Consider the following 16772-nt stretch of genomic DNA (forward strand, 5'->3'; position numbering starts at 1 on the left):
GGTTTCCGCCTCCCTTGGCAAGAAATCCTCGAAAATCTAGGGTAGGTAACCACAGACTCGACTCCCCCTCAACGGAGAGCCGCTCCATGACCGCAGCCCTGGAAGACCTCCGCATCGTCGACTTCTCCCGCGTGCTCGCCGGGCCGTTCGCGACGATGGTCCTGGCGGACCTCGGGGCGACGGTGACCAAGGTCGAGCGTCCGGGGACGGGCGACGAGACCAGGGCGTGGGGCCCGCCCTACGACGAGACCGGTCAGGCCACGTACTTCCAGGCGGCCAACCGCAACAAGGACAGCGTCGTCCTCGACCTCCGCAGCGACGAAGGACGGGCCGAGGCGCGGCGGTTGGTGTCCGGCGCCGACGTCGTCGTGGAGAACTTCCGCCCCGGCGTCATGGACCGCCTCGGTCTCGGTTACGATGCCGTGCGCGCCGGGTCGCCCGGCGTCGTCTACTGCTCCCTCACCGGCTTCGGTGCGGGCCCCGGCGCCGCACTCCCCGGGTACGACCTGCTGATCCAGGCGGTGGGCGGACTGATGAGCATCACGGGCGAACCCGAGGGCGAGCCGCAGAAGGCGGGGGTCGCCCTCGTCGACGTGCTCAGCGGACTCTTCGCCGCCGTCGGGGTGTTGACGGCGCTGCGCCACCGCGCGCGCACGGGCGAGGGCCAGCGCGTCGAGGTGGACCTCCTCTCCTCGCTGCTCGCGGCGCTCGCCAACCAGGGCTCCGCCTACGCCGCGGCGGGACACGTCGCCGGCCGCATGGGCAACGCGCACCCGAGCATCGCACCGTACGAGCCGCTGCCCACGGCCGAGGGCGAGCTGGTGCTTGCGGTCGGCAACACTCGCCAATTCCGCTCCCTCGCTGCGGTGTTGGGCCGCCCCGAGCTCGCCGACGACCCGCGCTTCGCCGACAACGACCTCCGCGTGAGCCACCGGGACGAGCTGCGGAGCCTCCTCGTGGACGCCCTCGCCGGCCGCCCGGCCGCCGCATGGATACGCGAGCTGGAGGACGCCGGCGTGCCGGCCGGACGGGTCAACGACATCGCCGGAGCCTTCGCTCTCGCCGAGTCCCTCGGCCTCGCCCCGATCGTCGAAGTACCCCGCGCCGACGGGACGTCGGTACGGAGCGTCCGCAACCCGATCCGCCTTTCCGCGACCCCGGCCACCTACCGCTCGGCACCGCCGGAGCTGGGCGGCGCAGGGGCGCCCGTTTGCTGACGAGGCGGCAGAGGGCGCTCGGTCCCCACAGGACGCGTCGGGGCGTCGAGCTTGCCAGCACGACAACGGGAACAGCTCCGGTCAGGGTGCAGCTCTCGAGGTCTCCGGCGGACTCAGGCGGTCCCACGAGTGGTCCTCGGGCCGGGACAGACGCGGGGGTACGGCGCGTGGGCGGACTGGTTGGGTGCGCCGCGGCATACGTTCGCATCGTGTTCGGTGCGGTCATTGCGCAAAGGCGGGACTATCGGGAGACGTAGCAGATCTTCCGTCCGGGCTCTGATCCCACGAAGCCGGATGTGAAGTTCTTCGAGCACGTCATCGAGGCCACGCCCGCCGCAGCGGACGAGATCCTGTACGTAGGTGACCGGTTGGACAACGACATCCGGCCCGCGGCCGAGGCAGAGATGCTGACTGCGCTGGTTCGCCGAGGCCCGTGGGGGACGATTCAGCAGCACGACCCGGAAGCCGACACGGTCGCGACGATGCGGATCGACTCGCTGGCTGAGCTTCCAGAGCGTGTGGCGGCGTGCAATGCGCGCTGACGGTGGTTGCCCAGGCGCGGAGGCGGCGGCCAAGTCGCGCATTCGGCTTCCACGGCGTCGAGCCAAGCCCACATAGCCGAGGAGCCGTTTGCCCGGTTGTCTCCGCAAGCGGTGGCGCCGAGGTGCGACTTGGACCCGAAAATCGAACGCATGATTGAATCGCAACCATGGTCTCCGCACGATTCCCCCCAGACCTCATCGAGTTGCAACGCGCCCACAACCGCACCTACGAAGCGCTGGCCGACCACCCCGAGGACGCTGCGGCCCTGCGCCGTCGGCTGCTGCGGCTCTCCAGCCGGCTGTTCTGGCATCCTTACTTCGACTCGCCGGGAGGGGCCGCGCGTCCGGAGCTGCGCCGGCGGGCCCGGGAGGGGCCCGCCGGAGCGTGAGCGGTCGTCGGCAGGTGTTGCCGTCAGGCGGCCGTGCGTACCTCGGGTCGCGTGCTTGCGGTGCGGTGCCTGAGGAGGCGGAAGGCGGCCAGGGCGAAGAGCGCGGCGACGGCGAGGAGGAGGGCGGTCGAGACGAGTTGGAGCGGCCAGAAGTGCGACGCCGGGTGGTAGTCGTGGTAGAAGCCGACGGCGTCGAGCTTGTCGTAGGCGGCACGGCAGGGCGCGACGTCGTAGATCTGCCCGCAGCCGGAGACGAACTCGTGGCGCCCGCCCGAGGAGTCGACGACGCCCTGGTCGACGTTGATCCCGGCGCCCGGGAGGAACTCGGCGGGGCTGCTGTTCCGTGTCACCGACGGCCACAGGTGGGGCGTGACGAGGTGGAGGCCGCCCCACAGCAGCAGGAGCCCGAGCGGAGCGGTGCCGAGCGCGGCGAGGGAGCGGCGCCAGAGCAGCCCGACGAGCGCGCCGAAGGCGAGCCCGGCGAGGGCCAGCGCGACGACGACGGGACCGTTGGCGTAGTAAGTCGCCGTGCTGTACCACGACTTGGCGGAGCCGATGCGGCCCTGCCCTGTCGACCAGGCGAGACGGTGGAAGACGGCGAGCAGTCCGGTGCCGGCGGCGACAGCGGCGGCCGGCAGTGCGAGCTTCGCCGCGAGCCACCGCGAGGGCGAAACGCCCAGTGTCCAGGCGAGCCTGGCGGTGCCGCTCTCCAACTCCCGCCCCACGAGGGAGGAACCCGCCCAGGCGGCGACGACGGCGGGGACGGCGAGAAGGGCGAGGGTGGTGTAGGTGTACGCGTCCCGGTAGAGGATGATCGCGTCCTGATCGTAGGCGCACCGCTGCGAGGTGCAGGCTTCGTAATCCGCCCATGCCGAGGCCGAGGCGTCGGCGAGCGGACCGCCGACTGCCCACAGCAGCGCCGACATCACGAGGACGAACGCCACCCACAGGATGAGCGCGGGACGGTGCAGGCGCACCAGGAGGCCGGACAGCGCGAGGAGTTCGGACCGCCCGTGCGGTGCGGTGGGGGTGAGGGTGGTCATACGGCTGCTTCCTGGGTCTCGGCCGGAGCGGACGGGGCGGGGGTCTGCGGGGCGCGCAGGTAGGCGAGGACGAGCTCTTCCAGCGAGGGCTGTTCGGAGCGCCAGCCCTCGGGCACGGGGGCTTCGGCGCGGAGGAGCGCGGTGAGTTGGCGGCCCGTCCTGCGGGACTCGACGACCGTGTGCGGGTCCGGCTGGTCCGCGGCGTCCGCGGGGCCGATCGCGACGGTGTGCGACTGGAGCAGGTCGTCCGTGCCGCCGTCGAGCCGGACGCTTCCGTCGCGCAGGAGCAGCAGGTGGTCGCAGACGTCGTCGAGCTCGGCGACGACGTGCGAGGACATCACGACGGTGGTGCCGTGCTCGGCAGCCCGGGTCATCAGGAGGCCCATCAGCTCGTGGCGGGCGAGCGGGTCGAGGTCGGCCATCGGCTCGTCGAGCAGGAGGAGTTCGGGCCGTTTGGCGAGCGCGAGGGCGAGGGCGACGCGGGTGCGCTGCCCGCCCGAGAGGGAGCGGACGCGACTGCGGGGGTCGAGGTCGCCGCCGGCGACGATCTGCTCGGCGGCGTCCGCGTCCCAGCGTGCGGGGTTGAGCCCGGCGCCGGTGCGGAGCGTCTCCGCGACGGTGAGCTGCGGGTAGAGCGGCTTGTCCTGGGCCACGTACCCGACGCGGGCACGTACGGCACCCGGTTGCTCGCCGAGCGCGTGGAGCGCGCCCTCGGTCGGCGCCTCCAGCCCCGCGGCGAGCGAGAGGAGCGTCGACTTGCCCGCGCCGTTCGGGCCGACGACGGCGCACACGCACCCGGCAGGCAGACGGAAGGTGCAGTCCCGCAGCCCCCAGGTGCCGCGCCGGCCGAACTTCTTTCCGAGTTCGACCGCTTCCATAGCGGTGTTGGTCATCCTTGTTGCCTTTCGGAGTTCTCGAAGTGCTCGTCCAGTACGGCGGTGAAGAGCGCCGCCACGTCGTCCCTGTGGAGCCCGGCCGTTCGGGCGCGTACGGCCCAGTCGGCGAGTTCTGCCCGCAGCGGGGACTCGGCGGGGGCGGTGCCGAGCACTTTGCGCACGAAGGTGCCGAGGCCGCGGCGGGCCTCGACGAGCCCCTCGCGCTCCAGTTCGCGGTACGCCTTCAGGACCGTGTTCGGGTTGACGGCCGTCGCCTGGACGACCTCGCGGGCCGTGGGCAACTTGTCGCCGGGTTGCAGCAGGCCCATGCGGAGCGCCTGCTTGGTCTGCTGGACGATCTGCACGTAGGTGGCGACGCCACTGCGCCGGTCGATGCGGTACTCGACCACTCGGACAACCACCCTTTCACTAATTGAGTAGTGAAAGAGTGGTGGCAGGTGGGGTGAGTTGTCAACTGCGGCGACCGGCGGGGAACTCGGCGAATGGGACGGTCAACCCGGCGAGCGCGGCGTGTGGTTGGGCGTCGGCGGGTGTGTTGCGGCTTCCGGGGCTGTCGACGCGGGACCGTCCGCGGTGCGTCGGGGCACGTCCTGCCGTCCGCGGCGGCCGCCGGTCCCCGGCTTGCACGCCCGCAGTCCGGGCACGAGCATGACAGTTCGCACCGGCACCCGCGGATGCCGCCCGTCCACGGGACGCCGCACGAACGGCGGGAACGAGCCGTAGCCCCCGACCCCGACACCCATCCGGAACCAACGCCCAGGAATAACCGACCACTTCACCCGCACCCCGAACCACCGGGGAGTGGCTCGCGTCTCATCCCACGCCTGAGACGGGGCGGAGTCGGGCGACAGGCGCGGAGCGGAGACCCTTGGACCATGGAGACAGTTGAAGCGGAATGGCACGTCCGGCGGCTGGAGGGGCTGCTGCGCGAACTGCGGCGCCAGACGGCGGCGACGGACCCGGACCAACTGCTGCGGTGGCTCGACCGCCAGGTCGGCTCGCGCGTGGCGCTCCTCGGCGCCACCGGAGAGGTGCAGGCGGCGACGAGCGGTTTTCCGCACTCCGCGCTCGAACCGCTCGGACCGCTCCTCTCCCGCCTCCTCGACGGGCACACCGCCACGGCCGCGGTCCGCGCCGAGGGTCACCACGTCCACGCGGAAGCCGTGGAGACGTCCGGCGGACGCGGGGCTCTCGTGGTGGTCGGGGACACCCCGCTGCCGTCGGCCGCCGCCGCGCTCGTCTCGCACACCGGCAGCGTCCTCACGATCCTCGACGGCGCGCGGCGTGCCGCCGAGATGGACCGCAACTATCGCCTGAAGTCACGGCAGTTGCGGTTCGCCCTGCTCAGTTCGCTGATGGACGGCGACCCGGTGCTCGCCCGCCGGATGACGATCGGCTCCGTACCGCCGCTCCTCGACGCCGAGCGCGTCCGCGTCTACCTCCTGCACTGCGTGCCGAGGGAGCGCGACGACATCGCCGACGGCTTCCAGGACCCGTCGGGCTACCACGGCCGCGGTCTGATGGTGCAGTGTCCCGCCTTCGCCGAGCACCTCATCTGCGTCGTGCCCGAGCCGGCGGGAACGGAACCGCCGGACGAGGGGCTTGCGCCGCTGCTGCGCCGGCTGGTGCGGGAGAAGCCGCGGTACGCACTGGGGATCAGCGAGCCCCAGCCGCTCCACGGCACGGGCACTGCGTACGCGCAGTCCCTGCACTCGCTCGCCGTGGCCCGCAACCTCCCCGCGCGCGTGGCCGGTTACCGGGGCACGGCGCCGCTCGGGGACACGCTGCCCCGTCCCGAGGCGCCGGCCTGGGCGCACGACTTCCTCCGCCCGTTGGAGTCCGCCAAGGCGCTCACCCTCGACGCCGCGCGCCTCAGCGTCACCTTCCCCAGGACTCTCGTCGCGCGCCTGCTCGGGGTGAGCCGCAACACCGTCGCGGCGCACCTGCACATGGTCGAGGAGGCGCTCGGGCTCGACCTCGGCGACCTGCGCGACCGCGCGGCGCTCGGCCTGGCGCTGGCGCTCGCGCCGTCCCGCCGGCAGCCGGACGAGTCCGCTCCGCGCGCGACGCTGGAGCATCTGCTGCGCTCGGACCCCGCCGCCGCCTGGGCCTCCTCGTTCCTGCACCCGTTGCGCGACACGGGGCACGTCGAGTCGACGCTGCGGGCCTGGACGGCCGCCAACGCGGACGCGCGCAGAGCCGCCGAGCGCCTCGGCATCAGCCGCAACACCGTCAGGGCACGCTTGCGCACCGCAGAACGCCTCCTCAACCGCGACCTCTTGACGAGCGGTTCGGGCGTCCACGACCTTGTGCTGGCGCTCGACATCACGGGCGGGACGACACCGGCGGACTGAGCACCGTGCACACCCGCCGCGCGAACCTGAGCAGAGTGCACGGTGGTTCGGCGCTCGCGGCGCTCCTACGATCGTCATCGAGGGTCGGCCGACCGCACGGGGGCGAGAGGGCGATCGCCGGCGTCGCATCGGGGGAAGCGCCGCGCGGCAGCCCACGGTCGGCCGGCCCTCGACGCGGTCCGCGAGCGCCGCCCTCCGCCGTCGGCGGGGGTGTGCCGTGCGCCGCCTGCCGCCATCCGCATGCGCGTCGTCCGCCGTCGGGGTCACGGCAGGTGCAACGGGCCCACCGCTGTGGTACCTCGCCCTCGATCCAATCGACGAGCGGGAGGTCTCCCCATGCGTACAACCCTGCGCGCCGCAGTCGTCACCGTCGCTCTGGCAGGCTTCGGCCTGTCCGGTGCGGCAGCCGCCCAGGCGGACGGCTTCGGCTGGTACGACTCCTACTTCCACAAGGACAAGGGGGTGTCGGGCACCTCCATCACCACCCCGACCCTCCACCTCACGGACTTCGACGCCAAGGAGAGCACCACGGGCAAGGCCCGTGGCGGCCTCTTCTGGCACTGACGGAGCGCACCGGCACGGGCCGGCCCGGGGAGTTCCCCTCGGGCCGGCCCGTGCGCGTCCCAACTCGCCGCACCCGTAGGGCGGATGGCCGTCCCTTGCCATCCGGCGGGCCAACCGCCAGGGTGGCATTGGTCCAGACCGCAGCCTTGAACGCCCGACACCGAGGTACCCGCGATGCCGCACCCGCGCCGCAAGCCGCCGAGAGACACCCGCCCGACCCGGCGCGCGGTGACAGGGGGTTCCCGCGGCGCCAACAGGCGCCTGCTGCTGGGCAGTTACACCGGGCAGGGCGGAGCGACGGGGATCGGCGTCGCGGAGTACGCGGCGGACGGGGCCGTCTCGCTCGTCGGCGAGGTGCCCGTCGAGAACCCGTCGTACCTCGCGCTGCACCCGTCGGGCAGGACGCTCTACGCCGTCAACGAGCAGGAGAAAGGCGGGATCACGGCCGTCGCCGCGGGGGACGACGGAGCGTACGAGGTGCTCGGCACCGTGTCCGCCGGCGGGTCCGCGCCGTGCCAGGTCGCCGTGCACCCGTCGGGCGACTGGCTGTTGAGCGCCGCCTACGGCTCGGGCACCGTCGCCGTGCACGCAATCGAGCGCGACGGCGCACTGGGCGCGCTCACCGCACACGTCGTCCACGACGACCCGCCGCCCGGGCCAGGGCAACAGGGGCCGCACGCCCACCAGTTGCTCCCCTCCCCCGACGGGCGGTACGCGCTCGCCTGCGACTTGGGGACCGACACCGTCTACAGCTACGCGTTCGACGAGACGGCCGGCACCCTGCGCGAGGTCTCCCGGGCCCCACTCACCCCCGGCGCAGGCCCGCGGCACCTCACCTTCCATCCGAACGGCGTCTACGCCTACCTCGCCAACGAGTTGGACGACACGGTGGCCGTCTGCGCCTACGAAGCGGCCACCGGCACCCTCACCCCCGCGCCCCCGCAGAGCACCGGTACGACGGCGCCGAGCGCCCCCTCACAGCTCGTCGTCACGGGCGACGGCGCCCACGCCTACCTCGGCAACCGCGGCGACGAGACGCTCACCCGGTACGCCGTCGAGGACGGCGGAGCCGGCCTCCGCCTCCTCGACACCGTGCCGCTCGACGTGGCCTTCCCCCGCCACCTCGCGCTCTCGCCCGACGGGCGGCTGCTCTTCGTCGGCGGGCAGCGTTCGGACGCGGTGCAGGTCTTCGCCGTCGACGAGGCGAGCGGCGAACTCTCCCCCGTCGAGGAAAAGTTGGACGTCCCCTCGCCGGTCTTCCTGCTGCCGCTCTAGCGGCTCAGCCGCCGGGCGCGACGAGCGCGGCGAACCTGCCCGCCACCGTCCGCCAGACCCGCCGCGATTCCGCCTCGTCGCGCTCGGCGGTGCGCACCAGCTCCTCCCGGTCGAAGCCGCGCGCCGCGAGCTCCTCCCGGTCCCAGCCGGCGATCCGGGCTGCATCGGCCTCCGGGTGGAACTGCACGCCCCAAGCGCGCTCGCCGACCCGGAACGCCTGCACGGGGCACCGCTCGCTCTCGGCGAGCCACACCGCGCCGGAGGGCAGCCGGGTCACCGCGTCGACCCGGTTCTCGACGGCGGTCACGCGCTCGGGCAGCCCGGAGAAGAGCGCGTCCTCCGCCGCCTCTGGGCGGAGCGTCAGCGGAGTGCTGCCGGCCTCCGGCAGGCCGTGGCGGGCGGTGACGGCGCCGCCCGCCACGTGTGCGAGGAGCTGGCCGCCGAGGCAGACGCCGAAGACGGGCGTGCCCGACTGCAGGGCGAGGGTGGCGAGTTGGCGCGTGCGTGCGAGCCACGGCGCGCGGGCGTCCTCGTCCGGCAGGTAGCCGCCGCCGAGGACCACCAGCGCGCCGTACGCGTCGAGCGCCTCGGGGAGCGGTTCGCCGCGGTAGGCGTGGACGTGGTCGAGGGTGAGGCCGTCCTCCTCGAACCAGCCGCCGAGGCGGCCGATCCCCGAGGTCGGCGTGTGCTGAACGACGAGTGTCCGCGCCACGTGCGGTGCTCCGTTTCTCGGCTTGCGGGTCCTGCACTCCCTGACGAGGGGCTCAGGAGGTGCGGTGCTTGCGGCCGAGCCCGCCGAAGAACCAGACGTCCTCGTCGAGCCGCCGCTCCGGGTCCTCGTCCCAGCGGTTGACCGGGACGACGCCGGGGTCGAGGAGCTCGAGACCGTCGAAGAACCGCTCGATCCCCGCCACGCTTCGCGGCACCACGGGCGCGGAGACGCCGCGCTCGCGGTAGAAGACGGCCGCCTCCGCCGCGCTCGCCGGCGCCGCGTCGCCGCAGGCGTGCGAGAGGGCGACGTAGGACCCCGTCGGCAGCGCGTCGACGAGGGTGGCGACGACGTCGTACGGGTCCTCGGCGTCCTCGAGGAAGTGCATGATCGCGACGAGCGTCAGCCCGATCGGCTTGCTGAAGTCCAGGGTGCTGCGCACCTCTTCGGAGGCGAGGACGGCGGCCGGGTCGCGCAGGTCCGCCTGGACGTAGCTGGTGGTGCCTGCGGCGCTCACCGGCGTGAGGAGGGCCTGTGCGTGCGCGAGGACGACGGGGTCGTTGTCGACGTAGACGACGCGGGCGGCCGGCGCTATGTCCTGCGCGATCTCGTGGAGGTTGGGGCTGGTCGGGATGCCTGTGCCGATGTCGAGGAACTGGCGGACGCCCTGCTCGCCCGCGAGGCGGCGCACGACGCGGTGCATCCACGCCCGGTTCTCCTGGGTGCCGAGGCGTATCTCGGGCCAGCGGCGCGCGAGTTCGTCGGCGACCTCCTGGTCGACCGGGTAGTTGTCCTTGCCGTCGAGGAGGCAGTCGTACACCCGCGCCGGGTGCGGCCTCGTGGCCTCGAAGCGGTTCTGCGCGTCCTCCGGCACAGCCGTACTCCTTAGCACGCTGGATTCTCCGTCCGGGATACCTCCGCGCGTACCGCGCGGCCTGCTGGGAAGGGTGGTGCGAAGGCGCAAGAATCGCACCGGAGCGCCTGCTTGTCACCCCCGGCGATCATCCGGGCCGTCCGGACGCGTTCCCCGGTCCGGGTCCGCAACGACGGTGAGGGGTGCGGTATATCTGGGTTGCCCGCGTATGCCGTACACGGGCGGCGCTCGGCCCACGGCGGGGAGGGGTGTACGCACCGCTGATCCCGCGGAGTACCGTCGGGGGTCACGGGACGGGAACCTAGGGAGACGAAACGTTGATGGACAGCCGTACCGCAGTCGTCGAGGAGTTGATGGAGCGCTTCCCGCACATTCCGCGGGAGGCCGTACTCAAGGAGGACCTCCTCCGCGGCGGGATCAACTTCGACGAGTCGGCGCTCAGCGGCAACGAGGACGGCGACGTCAAGCCGAAGTCCTACTTCATCTTCTCCTTCGACCACCGCACCCTGCCCGAGCTGGGGGCGGCGGCGCTCAAGCGCCCGCCGGAGGAGATCGTCCTCACGGGCGGCCCGTACGAGCTGCGCCGCACCGTCGTCTCGGTGCGCGTCAATCCGGACTCGCCGTACACCGTGAAGCCGGACGACGAGGGCGTGCTCGGCCTCTACCTCGACGGCCGGTTCATCGGCGACGTCGGGCTGCCGCCCATGCCCGAGTACTACCGGCACAAGCTCTCCAACGGGAAGTCCGTGATGGAGGTGGCGCCGACGATCCAATGGGGCTACCTCATCTACCTCACCGTCTTCCGCGTCTGCCAGTACTTCGGCGCCAAGGAGGAGTGCCAGTACTGCGACATCAACCACAACTGGCGCCAGCACAAGGCCGCCGGGCGCCCGTACACGGGGGTGAAGCCGGCCGACGAGGTGCTGGAGGCGCTCGACATCATCGCGCAGTACGACACCGCCGGCACCTCCCGCGCCTACACGCTCACCGGCGGCTCGATCACCTCCAAGGTGCAGGGCCGCGACGAGGCCGACTTCTACGGCAGCTACGCCAAGGCGATCGAGGAGCGCTTCCCCGGCCGCTGGACGGGCAAGGTCGTCGCGCAGGCGCTCCCCAAGGAGGACGTCCAGCGCTTCCACGACTACGGCATCCGCATCTACCACCCCAACTACGAGGTGTGGGACCGCCGGCTCTTCGAGCTGTACTGCCCCGGCAAGGAGCGGTACGTCGGCCGTGACGAGTGGCACCGCCGCATCCTCGACTCCGCCGAGATCTTCGGGCCGCGGAACGTCATCCCCAACTTCGTCGCGGGCGTCGAGATGGCGGAGCCCTTCGGCTTCACCAACGTCGACGAGGCGATCGCGTCGACCACCGAGGGCCTTGAGTACTTCATGTCGAAGGGCATCACGCCCCGGTTCACCACCTGGTGCCCGGAGCCGACGACGCCGCTCGGCAAGACCAACCCCAAGGGCGCCCCGCTCGAGTACCACATCCGCCTCCTCGACGCGTACCGCGCCACCATGGACAAGCACGGCCTCACCTCTCCCCCCGGCTACGGCCCGGCGGGCGCGGGCAACGCCGTCTTCTCGGTGAGCTCGTTCATGGACACGCTCGCGCCCAACGAGGCCGCGGACGAGCCGTCGGCGGCGGCCGCGGGCTGAACACCGCTTACGCGCGCCCGTCTCCGCCGCCCGGCGGGGGCGGGCGCTCGGGCGTTCCGCCGGAGATCCCGCAGAGCAAGGAGAGACGCAGTGCTGGTGCTGCTGCCCCCGTCCGAAGGCAAGGCCGAGGGCGGGGAAGGACGCCCCGTCGACCCGGCGTCGCTGACGCTGCCCGAACTGGCGCCCGCGCGGCGCGCCGTCCTCGACGAGCTGGTGGCGCTCTGCTCCGGCGACGACGACGCCGTCGAGAAGGCGCGCACCGTCCTCGGGCTCAGCGCGGGCCAGCGCGCCGAGGTGGCGAAGAACGCCGCGCTGCATCAGGCACCGACGCTCCCCGCCCGCGAGCGGTACACGGGCGTCCTCTACGACGCGCTCTCCTTCGCGACGCTGAGCCGGACCGCGCGCGAGCGTGCGGCGCGCTCGGTGCTGATCTTCTCCGGGCTGTGGGGAGTTGTGGGCCCCGAGGACGCGATCCCGGCCTACCGGTGCGCGGGTGGCGTCAAGCTGCCAGGCGTGGGCGGACTCGCGGCGCACTGGCGCGGCCCGCTCGGGGAGGCGGTGCCGCAGGCAGCCGGGGAGGGGCTCGTGCTGGACCTGCGCTCCTCCGCGTACACCGGGATGTTCAAGCCGGCACGGGGGTTGGCGGAGCGCACCGCGTCGGTACGGGTGCTCCACGCGCGGACGGTGGACGGCGTGGAGAAGCGCTCCGTCGTGAGTCACTTCAACAAGGCGACCAAGGGCCGCCTCGTACGGGAGCTGCTGGAGTCGGGCGCCGAGCCCGCGGGGCCGGAGGAGTTGGCGGAGGCGCTGCGGGCGCTGGGGTACACGATCGAGGCGCGGGAGGCGCAGACCGGGCGGGTGCAGCAGTTCGACGTGGTCGTCAGCGAGCTGTAGCGGGGCTCAACCGCCGTTGCGCGTACGGAAGTCGGCAAAGTCGAAGCCGGGTGAGACGAGGACGCCGAGGAGCACCGGCTCGTCGGCGAGAGGCCGGGCCGTCTGCCAGGTCCCGGCTGGGACGAGGCCCTGGAGCTGTGCCCCTGGATCGGGGCCGAGTTCGACGGCGGTCGTCCCGTCCGGCGCGGCGCCGTTGCCGCCGAGCCGGAGCTCCAGCGGGCCGCCGAGCTGCCAGAGCCACACTTCGTCCGAGGCGACGACGTGCCAGGCCGATGCCTCGCCCGCGTCGAGGAGGTAGTGGATGAGCGTCGCCGCCGGGCGCGTGCCGCGGTCGTCGCCGAGGTGCACGGGGACGTCGCTGGTGTAGGTCCTCCGGTACCAGCCGCCTTCCGGGTGCGGCGCCAGCCCGAACCGTTCCCTCAACCGCTGCGCGTCTCTCACGCCGACCAGCTTCCCACCGTCGGCCTCCGATACCGGACATTACGGGTGCGGGTGCTGCCAACTCGGGCCTGCGCCAGGGGGGTCGCACGACGAGCGGCCCGTATTGCGCAGCGCGCAACGGCCGTTGCGCGGTATGGGTGCCGCGGGCAGGATGGCGGCATGGACCACTCCCCGCTCGACCTCGCGCCCGTGCTTCCCGTCGTCGTACTCGAAGATCCGGAGAACGCGGTTCCGTTGGCGCGCGCGCTCGCGGCGGGCGGGCTGACGGCCGTGGAGGTCACCCTCCGCACACCGGGCGCCGTCGAGGCGATTCGGCGCATCGCGGCCGAGGTGCCCGAGGTGGCCGTCGGCGCGGGTACCGTGCTCGGGCCGGAGCAGGTCGAGGAGGCACGCGCCGCAGGGGCCGGTTTCCTCGTCAGCCCGGGGTGGACGGAACGCCTCCTCGGCGCGGCGCAGCAGAGCGGGCTCCCCTACCTCCCCGGCGTCTCCACGGCGTCGGAGGCGGTCGCACTGCTGGAACGCGGAGTCCGCGAGATGAAGTTCTTCCCCGCCCAGGCGGCAGGCGGCGTCCCCTACCTCAAGGCGCTCGCCTCTCCCCTGGAGTCCGCCCGCTTCTGCCCGACGGGCGGCATCACGCCGGAGAACGCGGGGGAGTACCTGGCGCTCCCCAACGTCGGCTGCGTCGGCGGCACTTGGCTCGCCCCCGGAGACGCGCTCGCCGCGGGGGACTGGGCGCGCGTGACGCGGCTTGCGGAGCAGGCGAACGGGCTGCGGCGGTGAGGCTGCCGGCGTCGAGTCGGGCGGCCTTCGCGACTCAACCCCGCAAGTGTCCCGTGTCGTTGAAGAGCCGCACCGACGCGTTGCCGTCGGCGTAGTAGGCGACGGCGGAGAGGGAAGCCGCCGAGAGCTCCATACGGAAGAGGGACTCGGGCGGCGCACCGAGCGCCAGCCGCACCAGGGTCTTGATCGGCGTGACGTGCGTGACGAGCAGGACGGTCCTCCCCCGGTAGCGCGCGAGCAGCTCGTCCCTGGCCGCGGCGGTGCGGCGGCCCACGTCGGCGAACGACTCGCCCCCGCCCGTCGGTTGCGCCTCGGGAGAGGCGAGCCAGGCATCGAGGTCCGACGGGTGGCGCTCGCGCACCTCCCGGAAGGTGAGGCCCTCCCAAGCGCCGAAGTCGGTCTCGCGCAGGCCCTCTTCGGCGCGCACCTCCAGGCCGAGCCGCGCCGCGACGACCTCGGCCGTCTCGCGGCAGCGTCGCAACGGCGAGGTGACGACGGCCTCCACGGTGCCGCGGGCGGCGAGCGCGTCGGCGGCGGCGCGGGCCTGCGCCCTGCCCGCCTCGGAGAGTTCGGGGTCGGTGCCGCCGCTGCCGGAGAAGCGCTTCTGCGGGGTGAGGGACGTCTCGCCGTGCCGCAGGAGGACGAAGGTGGCGGGCGGACCGAGGTCGGGGCCCCACCCCTGCACGGTCCGCGGGGCGCGCTCGGCGCTCGCCCCGCCTGCCTGCACCGCCGTCTCCGCGACGGCAGCCTTCTCGGCACCCCGCCCCGCGGCCGCGGTCTGTGCCTCCAACTCCGCCGTCGACGCCCCCGGTTGCCACTCGCCGCCCTCGGCGCCCGCGTCCATCGCCTCGTTGGCGAGGCGGTCCGCGTGCTTGTTCTCGGCGCGCGGAATCCACTCGTACGTCACGGCACCCGGCGGGAAGACGCCGCGTGCCTGCTCCGCGAGGGGCTGCATGTCCGGGTGCCTGATCTGCCAGCGCCCCGACATCTGCTCCACGACGAGCTTGGAGTCCATCCGCACCAGGACGGCGGCCTCCGGGTCGAGCGTGTGCGCGGCACGAAGTCCGGCCAACAGCCCGCGGTACTCCGCCACGTTGTTGGTGGCGCGTCCGATGTACTCGGCGACCTCCTGGAGGGTCCCGCCCGTCGCGGCGTCCTTGACGACGGCGCCGTAGCCGGCGGGCCCGGGGTTGCCGCGGGAGCCGCCGTCGGCCTCGACGAGCAGGGTGCGGTGCGCAGCCGTCACAGACCGGACTCGGGCGTGCGGACCAGGATGCGGTTGCAGTTCTCGCAGCGGACGACGGTGTCGGGGGCTGCGGAACGGAGATCGTTGAGCTCGGTGATGTTGAGCTCCAGGCGGCACCCCTCGCAGCGGCGCTGGTAGAGCTTGGCCGCGCCGACGCCGCCTTCGCGCTCGCGGATGCGGTCGTAGAGCTTCAGCAGGTCTTCGGGGACCGCGCCGGCGGTGACCTCGCGCTCCTTGCGGGTGGAGGAGATCTCGCCGTCGATCTCGGCGAGCGCCGCGTCCCTGCGCTCGGTGACCTCGGCGACGCGGTTGCTCGCCGACTCGGCGCGCTCGGCGAGCTCCTCCGCACGCTCCTGCGCGGACTCGCGTCGCTCCATCACCTCCAGGACGATGTCCTCCAGGTCGCCCTGGCGCTTGGCGAGCGAGGCGAGTTCGCTCTGGAGGTTCTCCAGGTCCTTCGGGTTGGTGACGGCGCCCGAGTCGAGGCGCTGCTGGTTGCGCGCGGCGCGCTGGCGGACCTGGTCGACGTCCTGCTCGGCCTTGGTCTGCTCGCGAGTGGTGTCGCTCTCCTCGGTCTGCGCGGCGACGAGCAGGTCGCGGAGCTGCACGAGGTCGGCCTCGAGTTGCTGCACCTCCTGGTGTTCCGGGAGGTGGGAGCGGCGGTGCGCGAGCTGGGTGAGGCGGGTGTCGAGGTCCTGCACGTCGAGGAGTCGGATCTGGTCGGCTGGCGCGGCGTTCAGTTGGGGGCTCCTGGTGTGGGTCGGTCGGTGTTCCGCGCGGCGGACGCGACGGAGGAAGGGGCGGCGCCGGCGACCGGGGACGCGGCGTGTGCCGTCCACGGGTCGGTGACCGTGCGCGAGACGTGGATGCCCAGGTCCCAGCCGCGCTCCGCTGCGGCGGCGTCGAGTTGGGCTGCGGCCTGCTCGCACCAGGGCCACTCCGTGGCGAAGTGCGCGGCGTCGAGCAGGCAGAGCGGGGAGTGCTCGCGGGCCTCGGAGACGGGGTGGTGGCGCAGGTCGGAGGTGAGGAAGGCGTCGACGCCCGCGGCACGCGCCTCGCCGAAGAGGCTGTCGCCGCTGCCGCCGCTGACGGCGACCGTGCGAATCACCTGCTGCCGATCGCCCGCGGCGCGGACGCCCTGCGCCGTCGCGGGGAGGCGCTCGGCCGCGCGCCTCGTCAACTCGGCGAAGCTGAGCGGCTCCTCGGGGGCGCAGACCCGGCCGAGGCCGCGGCGCCCCGCCTCGTCGGAGGCGTCGGGGACGAGCGGCGCGACGACGCGGAGCCCGAGGGCGCCGGCGAGCGCGTCGGAGACGCCGGGGTCCGCGGTGTCGGCGTTGGTGTGCGCGACGTGGAGCGCCGTGCCGTTGCGGATGAGGGTGTGCACCACGCGGCCCTTGAAGGTGTCGGCGGCGACGGTGGTGGTGCCGCGCAGGTAGAGCGGGTGGTGTGTGACGAGCAGGTCGGCGCCGAGCGCGACGGCCTCGTCGGCGATCTGCTGCACGGGGTCGACGGCGAAGAGCACGCGGCCGACGTCCGGATCGTGGTGCAGATCGCCGACGACGGTGCCGACGGCGTCCCACTGCTCTGCGCGCTCGCGCGGCCACAGGGCGTCGAGCACGGCGATGACTTCGGAGAGTGCGGGCACGGAGGAAAGGCTACCTGCCGTCCGGCGCCGCGCGAGGGGCCCGGGGAGACCCTTGCGGACGAACTCGGCCGAGGGACCGCCGAGGCGCATGGAAGGCCGCCGCACGGCGCAGAGTTGGCGGCGGCGAGCCCGAGGAGCAGCGGTTCGACGGACCCTGTCCGCCCCGTCGGCCACAGAAACCCCAGAGGCCACAGGGGCACGCGACCGGGTGTTCTGCGCTTCACCCTTCCGCGTGAACGAAC

Annotated in this window: 17 protein-coding genes and 1 pseudogene; 9 read left to right on the forward strand and 9 right to left on the reverse strand. The window is 73.1% G+C overall.

Annotated elements, in window-relative coordinates:
* Nucleotides 1-86 precede the first annotated feature (86 nt).
* The 3 genes and pseudogenes from F603_RS0110890 to F603_RS0110900 all read left to right on the forward strand — a co-directional run bounded on the left by F603_RS0110890 (nt 87) and on the right by F603_RS0110900 (nt 2148).
* Complete coding sequence (locus F603_RS0110890; protein ID WP_019546047.1) at nt 87-1217, forward strand: CaiB/BaiF CoA transferase family protein; 1131 nt, start codon at nt 87-89, stop codon at nt 1215-1217.
* 129 nt (nt 1218-1346) lie between these two features.
* Nucleotides 1347-1759 (forward strand): annotated as a pseudogene (locus tag F603_RS33995) (HAD family hydrolase).
* 167 nt (nt 1760-1926) lie between these two features.
* Complete coding sequence (locus F603_RS0110900) at nt 1927-2148, forward strand: hypothetical protein (RefSeq protein ID WP_019546049.1); 222 nt, start codon at nt 1927-1929, stop codon at nt 2146-2148.
* A gap of 23 nt (nt 2149-2171) precedes the next feature.
* On the opposite strand, the gene F603_RS0110905 is transcribed toward F603_RS0110900, so the two are convergent.
* Genes F603_RS0110905 through F603_RS0110915 form a run of 3 tightly spaced genes read right to left on the reverse strand, consistent with a single transcriptional unit; the run spans nt 2172 to nt 4476 of the window.
* Complete coding sequence (locus tag F603_RS0110905) at nt 2172-3191, reverse strand: hypothetical protein (RefSeq protein WP_019546050.1); 1020 nt, start codon at nt 3189-3191, stop codon at nt 2172-2174.
* Nucleotides 3188-4084 (reverse strand): ABC transporter ATP-binding protein, encoded by an 897-nt coding sequence (locus F603_RS0110910; protein ID WP_026328320.1) that lies wholly within the window; start codon nt 4082-4084, stop codon nt 3188-3190. The genes F603_RS0110905 and F603_RS0110910 overlap by 4 nt, the downstream gene beginning before the upstream one ends.
* On the reverse strand, nt 4081-4476 hold the full coding sequence (locus F603_RS0110915; RefSeq protein ID WP_019546052.1) for a GntR family transcriptional regulator: 396 nt from the start codon (nt 4474-4476) through the stop codon (nt 4081-4083). Before F603_RS0110915 ends, F603_RS0110910 begins: the two co-directional genes overlap by 4 nt.
* 486 nt (nt 4477-4962) lie before the next feature.
* On the opposite strand from F603_RS0110915, the gene F603_RS0110920 reads away from it, so the two are divergent.
* The 3 genes from F603_RS0110920 to F603_RS0110930 all read left to right on the forward strand — a co-directional run bounded on the left by F603_RS0110920 (nt 4963) and on the right by F603_RS0110930 (nt 8280).
* Nucleotides 4963-6441 (forward strand): helix-turn-helix domain-containing protein, encoded by a 1479-nt coding sequence (locus tag F603_RS0110920; protein WP_019546053.1) that lies wholly within the window; start codon nt 4963-4965, stop codon nt 6439-6441.
* Between the two features lie 336 nt (nt 6442-6777).
* Nucleotides 6778-7005: a hypothetical protein gene (locus F603_RS0110925; protein ID WP_019546054.1), complete on the forward strand. Its 228-nt coding sequence runs from the start codon at nt 6778-6780 to the stop codon at nt 7003-7005.
* A 174-nt stretch (nt 7006-7179) separates the two neighbouring features.
* Nucleotides 7180-8280: a lactonase family protein gene (locus F603_RS0110930; RefSeq protein WP_019546055.1), complete on the forward strand. Its 1101-nt coding sequence runs from the start codon at nt 7180-7182 to the stop codon at nt 8278-8280.
* A gap of 4 nt (nt 8281-8284) precedes the next feature.
* On the opposite strand, the gene F603_RS0110935 is transcribed toward F603_RS0110930, so the two are convergent.
* Both F603_RS0110935 and F603_RS0110940 read right to left on the reverse strand, forming a co-directional pair.
* Nucleotides 8285-8992 (reverse strand): type 1 glutamine amidotransferase, encoded by a 708-nt coding sequence (locus F603_RS0110935; protein ID WP_019546056.1) that lies wholly within the window; start codon nt 8990-8992, stop codon nt 8285-8287.
* 52 nt (nt 8993-9044) lie between these two features.
* Nucleotides 9045-9863 carry an SAM-dependent methyltransferase gene (locus tag F603_RS0110940; RefSeq protein WP_019546057.1) on the reverse strand — a complete coding sequence of 273 codons (819 nt, stop codon included), beginning with the start codon at nt 9861-9863 and terminating at the stop codon, nt 9045-9047.
* A gap of 320 nt (nt 9864-10183) precedes the next feature.
* Between F603_RS0110940 and F603_RS0110945 the strand changes: the two genes are divergently transcribed.
* Both F603_RS0110945 and yaaA read left to right on the forward strand, forming a co-directional pair.
* The gene (locus F603_RS0110945; protein ID WP_019546058.1) at nt 10184-11524 is read left to right on the forward strand and encodes a radical SAM protein; all 1341 of its coding nucleotides are present in this window, start codon (nt 10184-10186) and stop codon (nt 11522-11524) included.
* A 90-nt stretch (nt 11525-11614) separates the two neighbouring features.
* Nucleotides 11615-12418 carry a peroxide stress protein YaaA gene (yaaA, locus tag F603_RS0110950; protein ID WP_019546059.1) on the forward strand — a complete coding sequence of 268 codons (804 nt, stop codon included), beginning with the start codon at nt 11615-11617 and terminating at the stop codon, nt 12416-12418.
* 6 nt (nt 12419-12424) lie between these two features.
* Here yaaA and F603_RS0110955 read toward each other — a convergent pair whose 3' ends face one another.
* Complete coding sequence (locus F603_RS0110955) at nt 12425-12859, reverse strand: cupin domain-containing protein (protein ID WP_019546060.1); 435 nt, start codon at nt 12857-12859, stop codon at nt 12425-12427.
* A 159-nt stretch (nt 12860-13018) separates the two neighbouring features.
* On the opposite strand from F603_RS0110955, the gene eda reads away from it, so the two are divergent.
* Nucleotides 13019-13639, forward strand: a complete 621-nt coding sequence (eda, locus tag F603_RS0110960) for a bifunctional 4-hydroxy-2-oxoglutarate aldolase/2-dehydro-3-deoxy-phosphogluconate aldolase (RefSeq protein ID WP_019546061.1) — start codon at nt 13019-13021, stop codon at nt 13637-13639.
* A gap of 34 nt (nt 13640-13673) precedes the next feature.
* On the opposite strand, the gene F603_RS0110965 is transcribed toward eda, so the two are convergent.
* From F603_RS0110965 to F603_RS0110975, 3 genes are read right to left on the reverse strand one after another with little or no spacing between them, the layout of a single operon-like run.
* Nucleotides 13674-14885: a bifunctional RNase H/acid phosphatase gene (locus tag F603_RS0110965; RefSeq protein ID WP_019546062.1), complete on the reverse strand. Its 1212-nt coding sequence runs from the start codon at nt 14883-14885 to the stop codon at nt 13674-13676.
* Entirely contained in the window at nt 14882-15625 is a 744-nt protein-coding gene (locus F603_RS0110970) for a zinc ribbon domain-containing protein (RefSeq protein ID WP_211231072.1), read from the reverse strand. Before F603_RS0110970 ends, F603_RS0110965 begins: the two co-directional genes overlap by 4 nt.
* A complete protein-coding gene (locus tag F603_RS0110975; RefSeq protein ID WP_037955786.1) occupies nt 15622-16530 on the reverse strand; it encodes a Nif3-like dinuclear metal center hexameric protein in 909 nt (302 codons plus the stop codon). The genes F603_RS0110970 and F603_RS0110975 overlap by 4 nt, the downstream gene beginning before the upstream one ends.
* Nucleotides 16531-16772 lie beyond the last annotated feature (242 nt).

It is taken from the genome of Streptomyces sulphureus DSM 40104 (assembly GCF_000381025.1).
GTDB lineage: Bacteria > Actinomycetota > Actinomycetes > Streptomycetales > Streptomycetaceae > Streptomyces > Streptomyces sulphureus.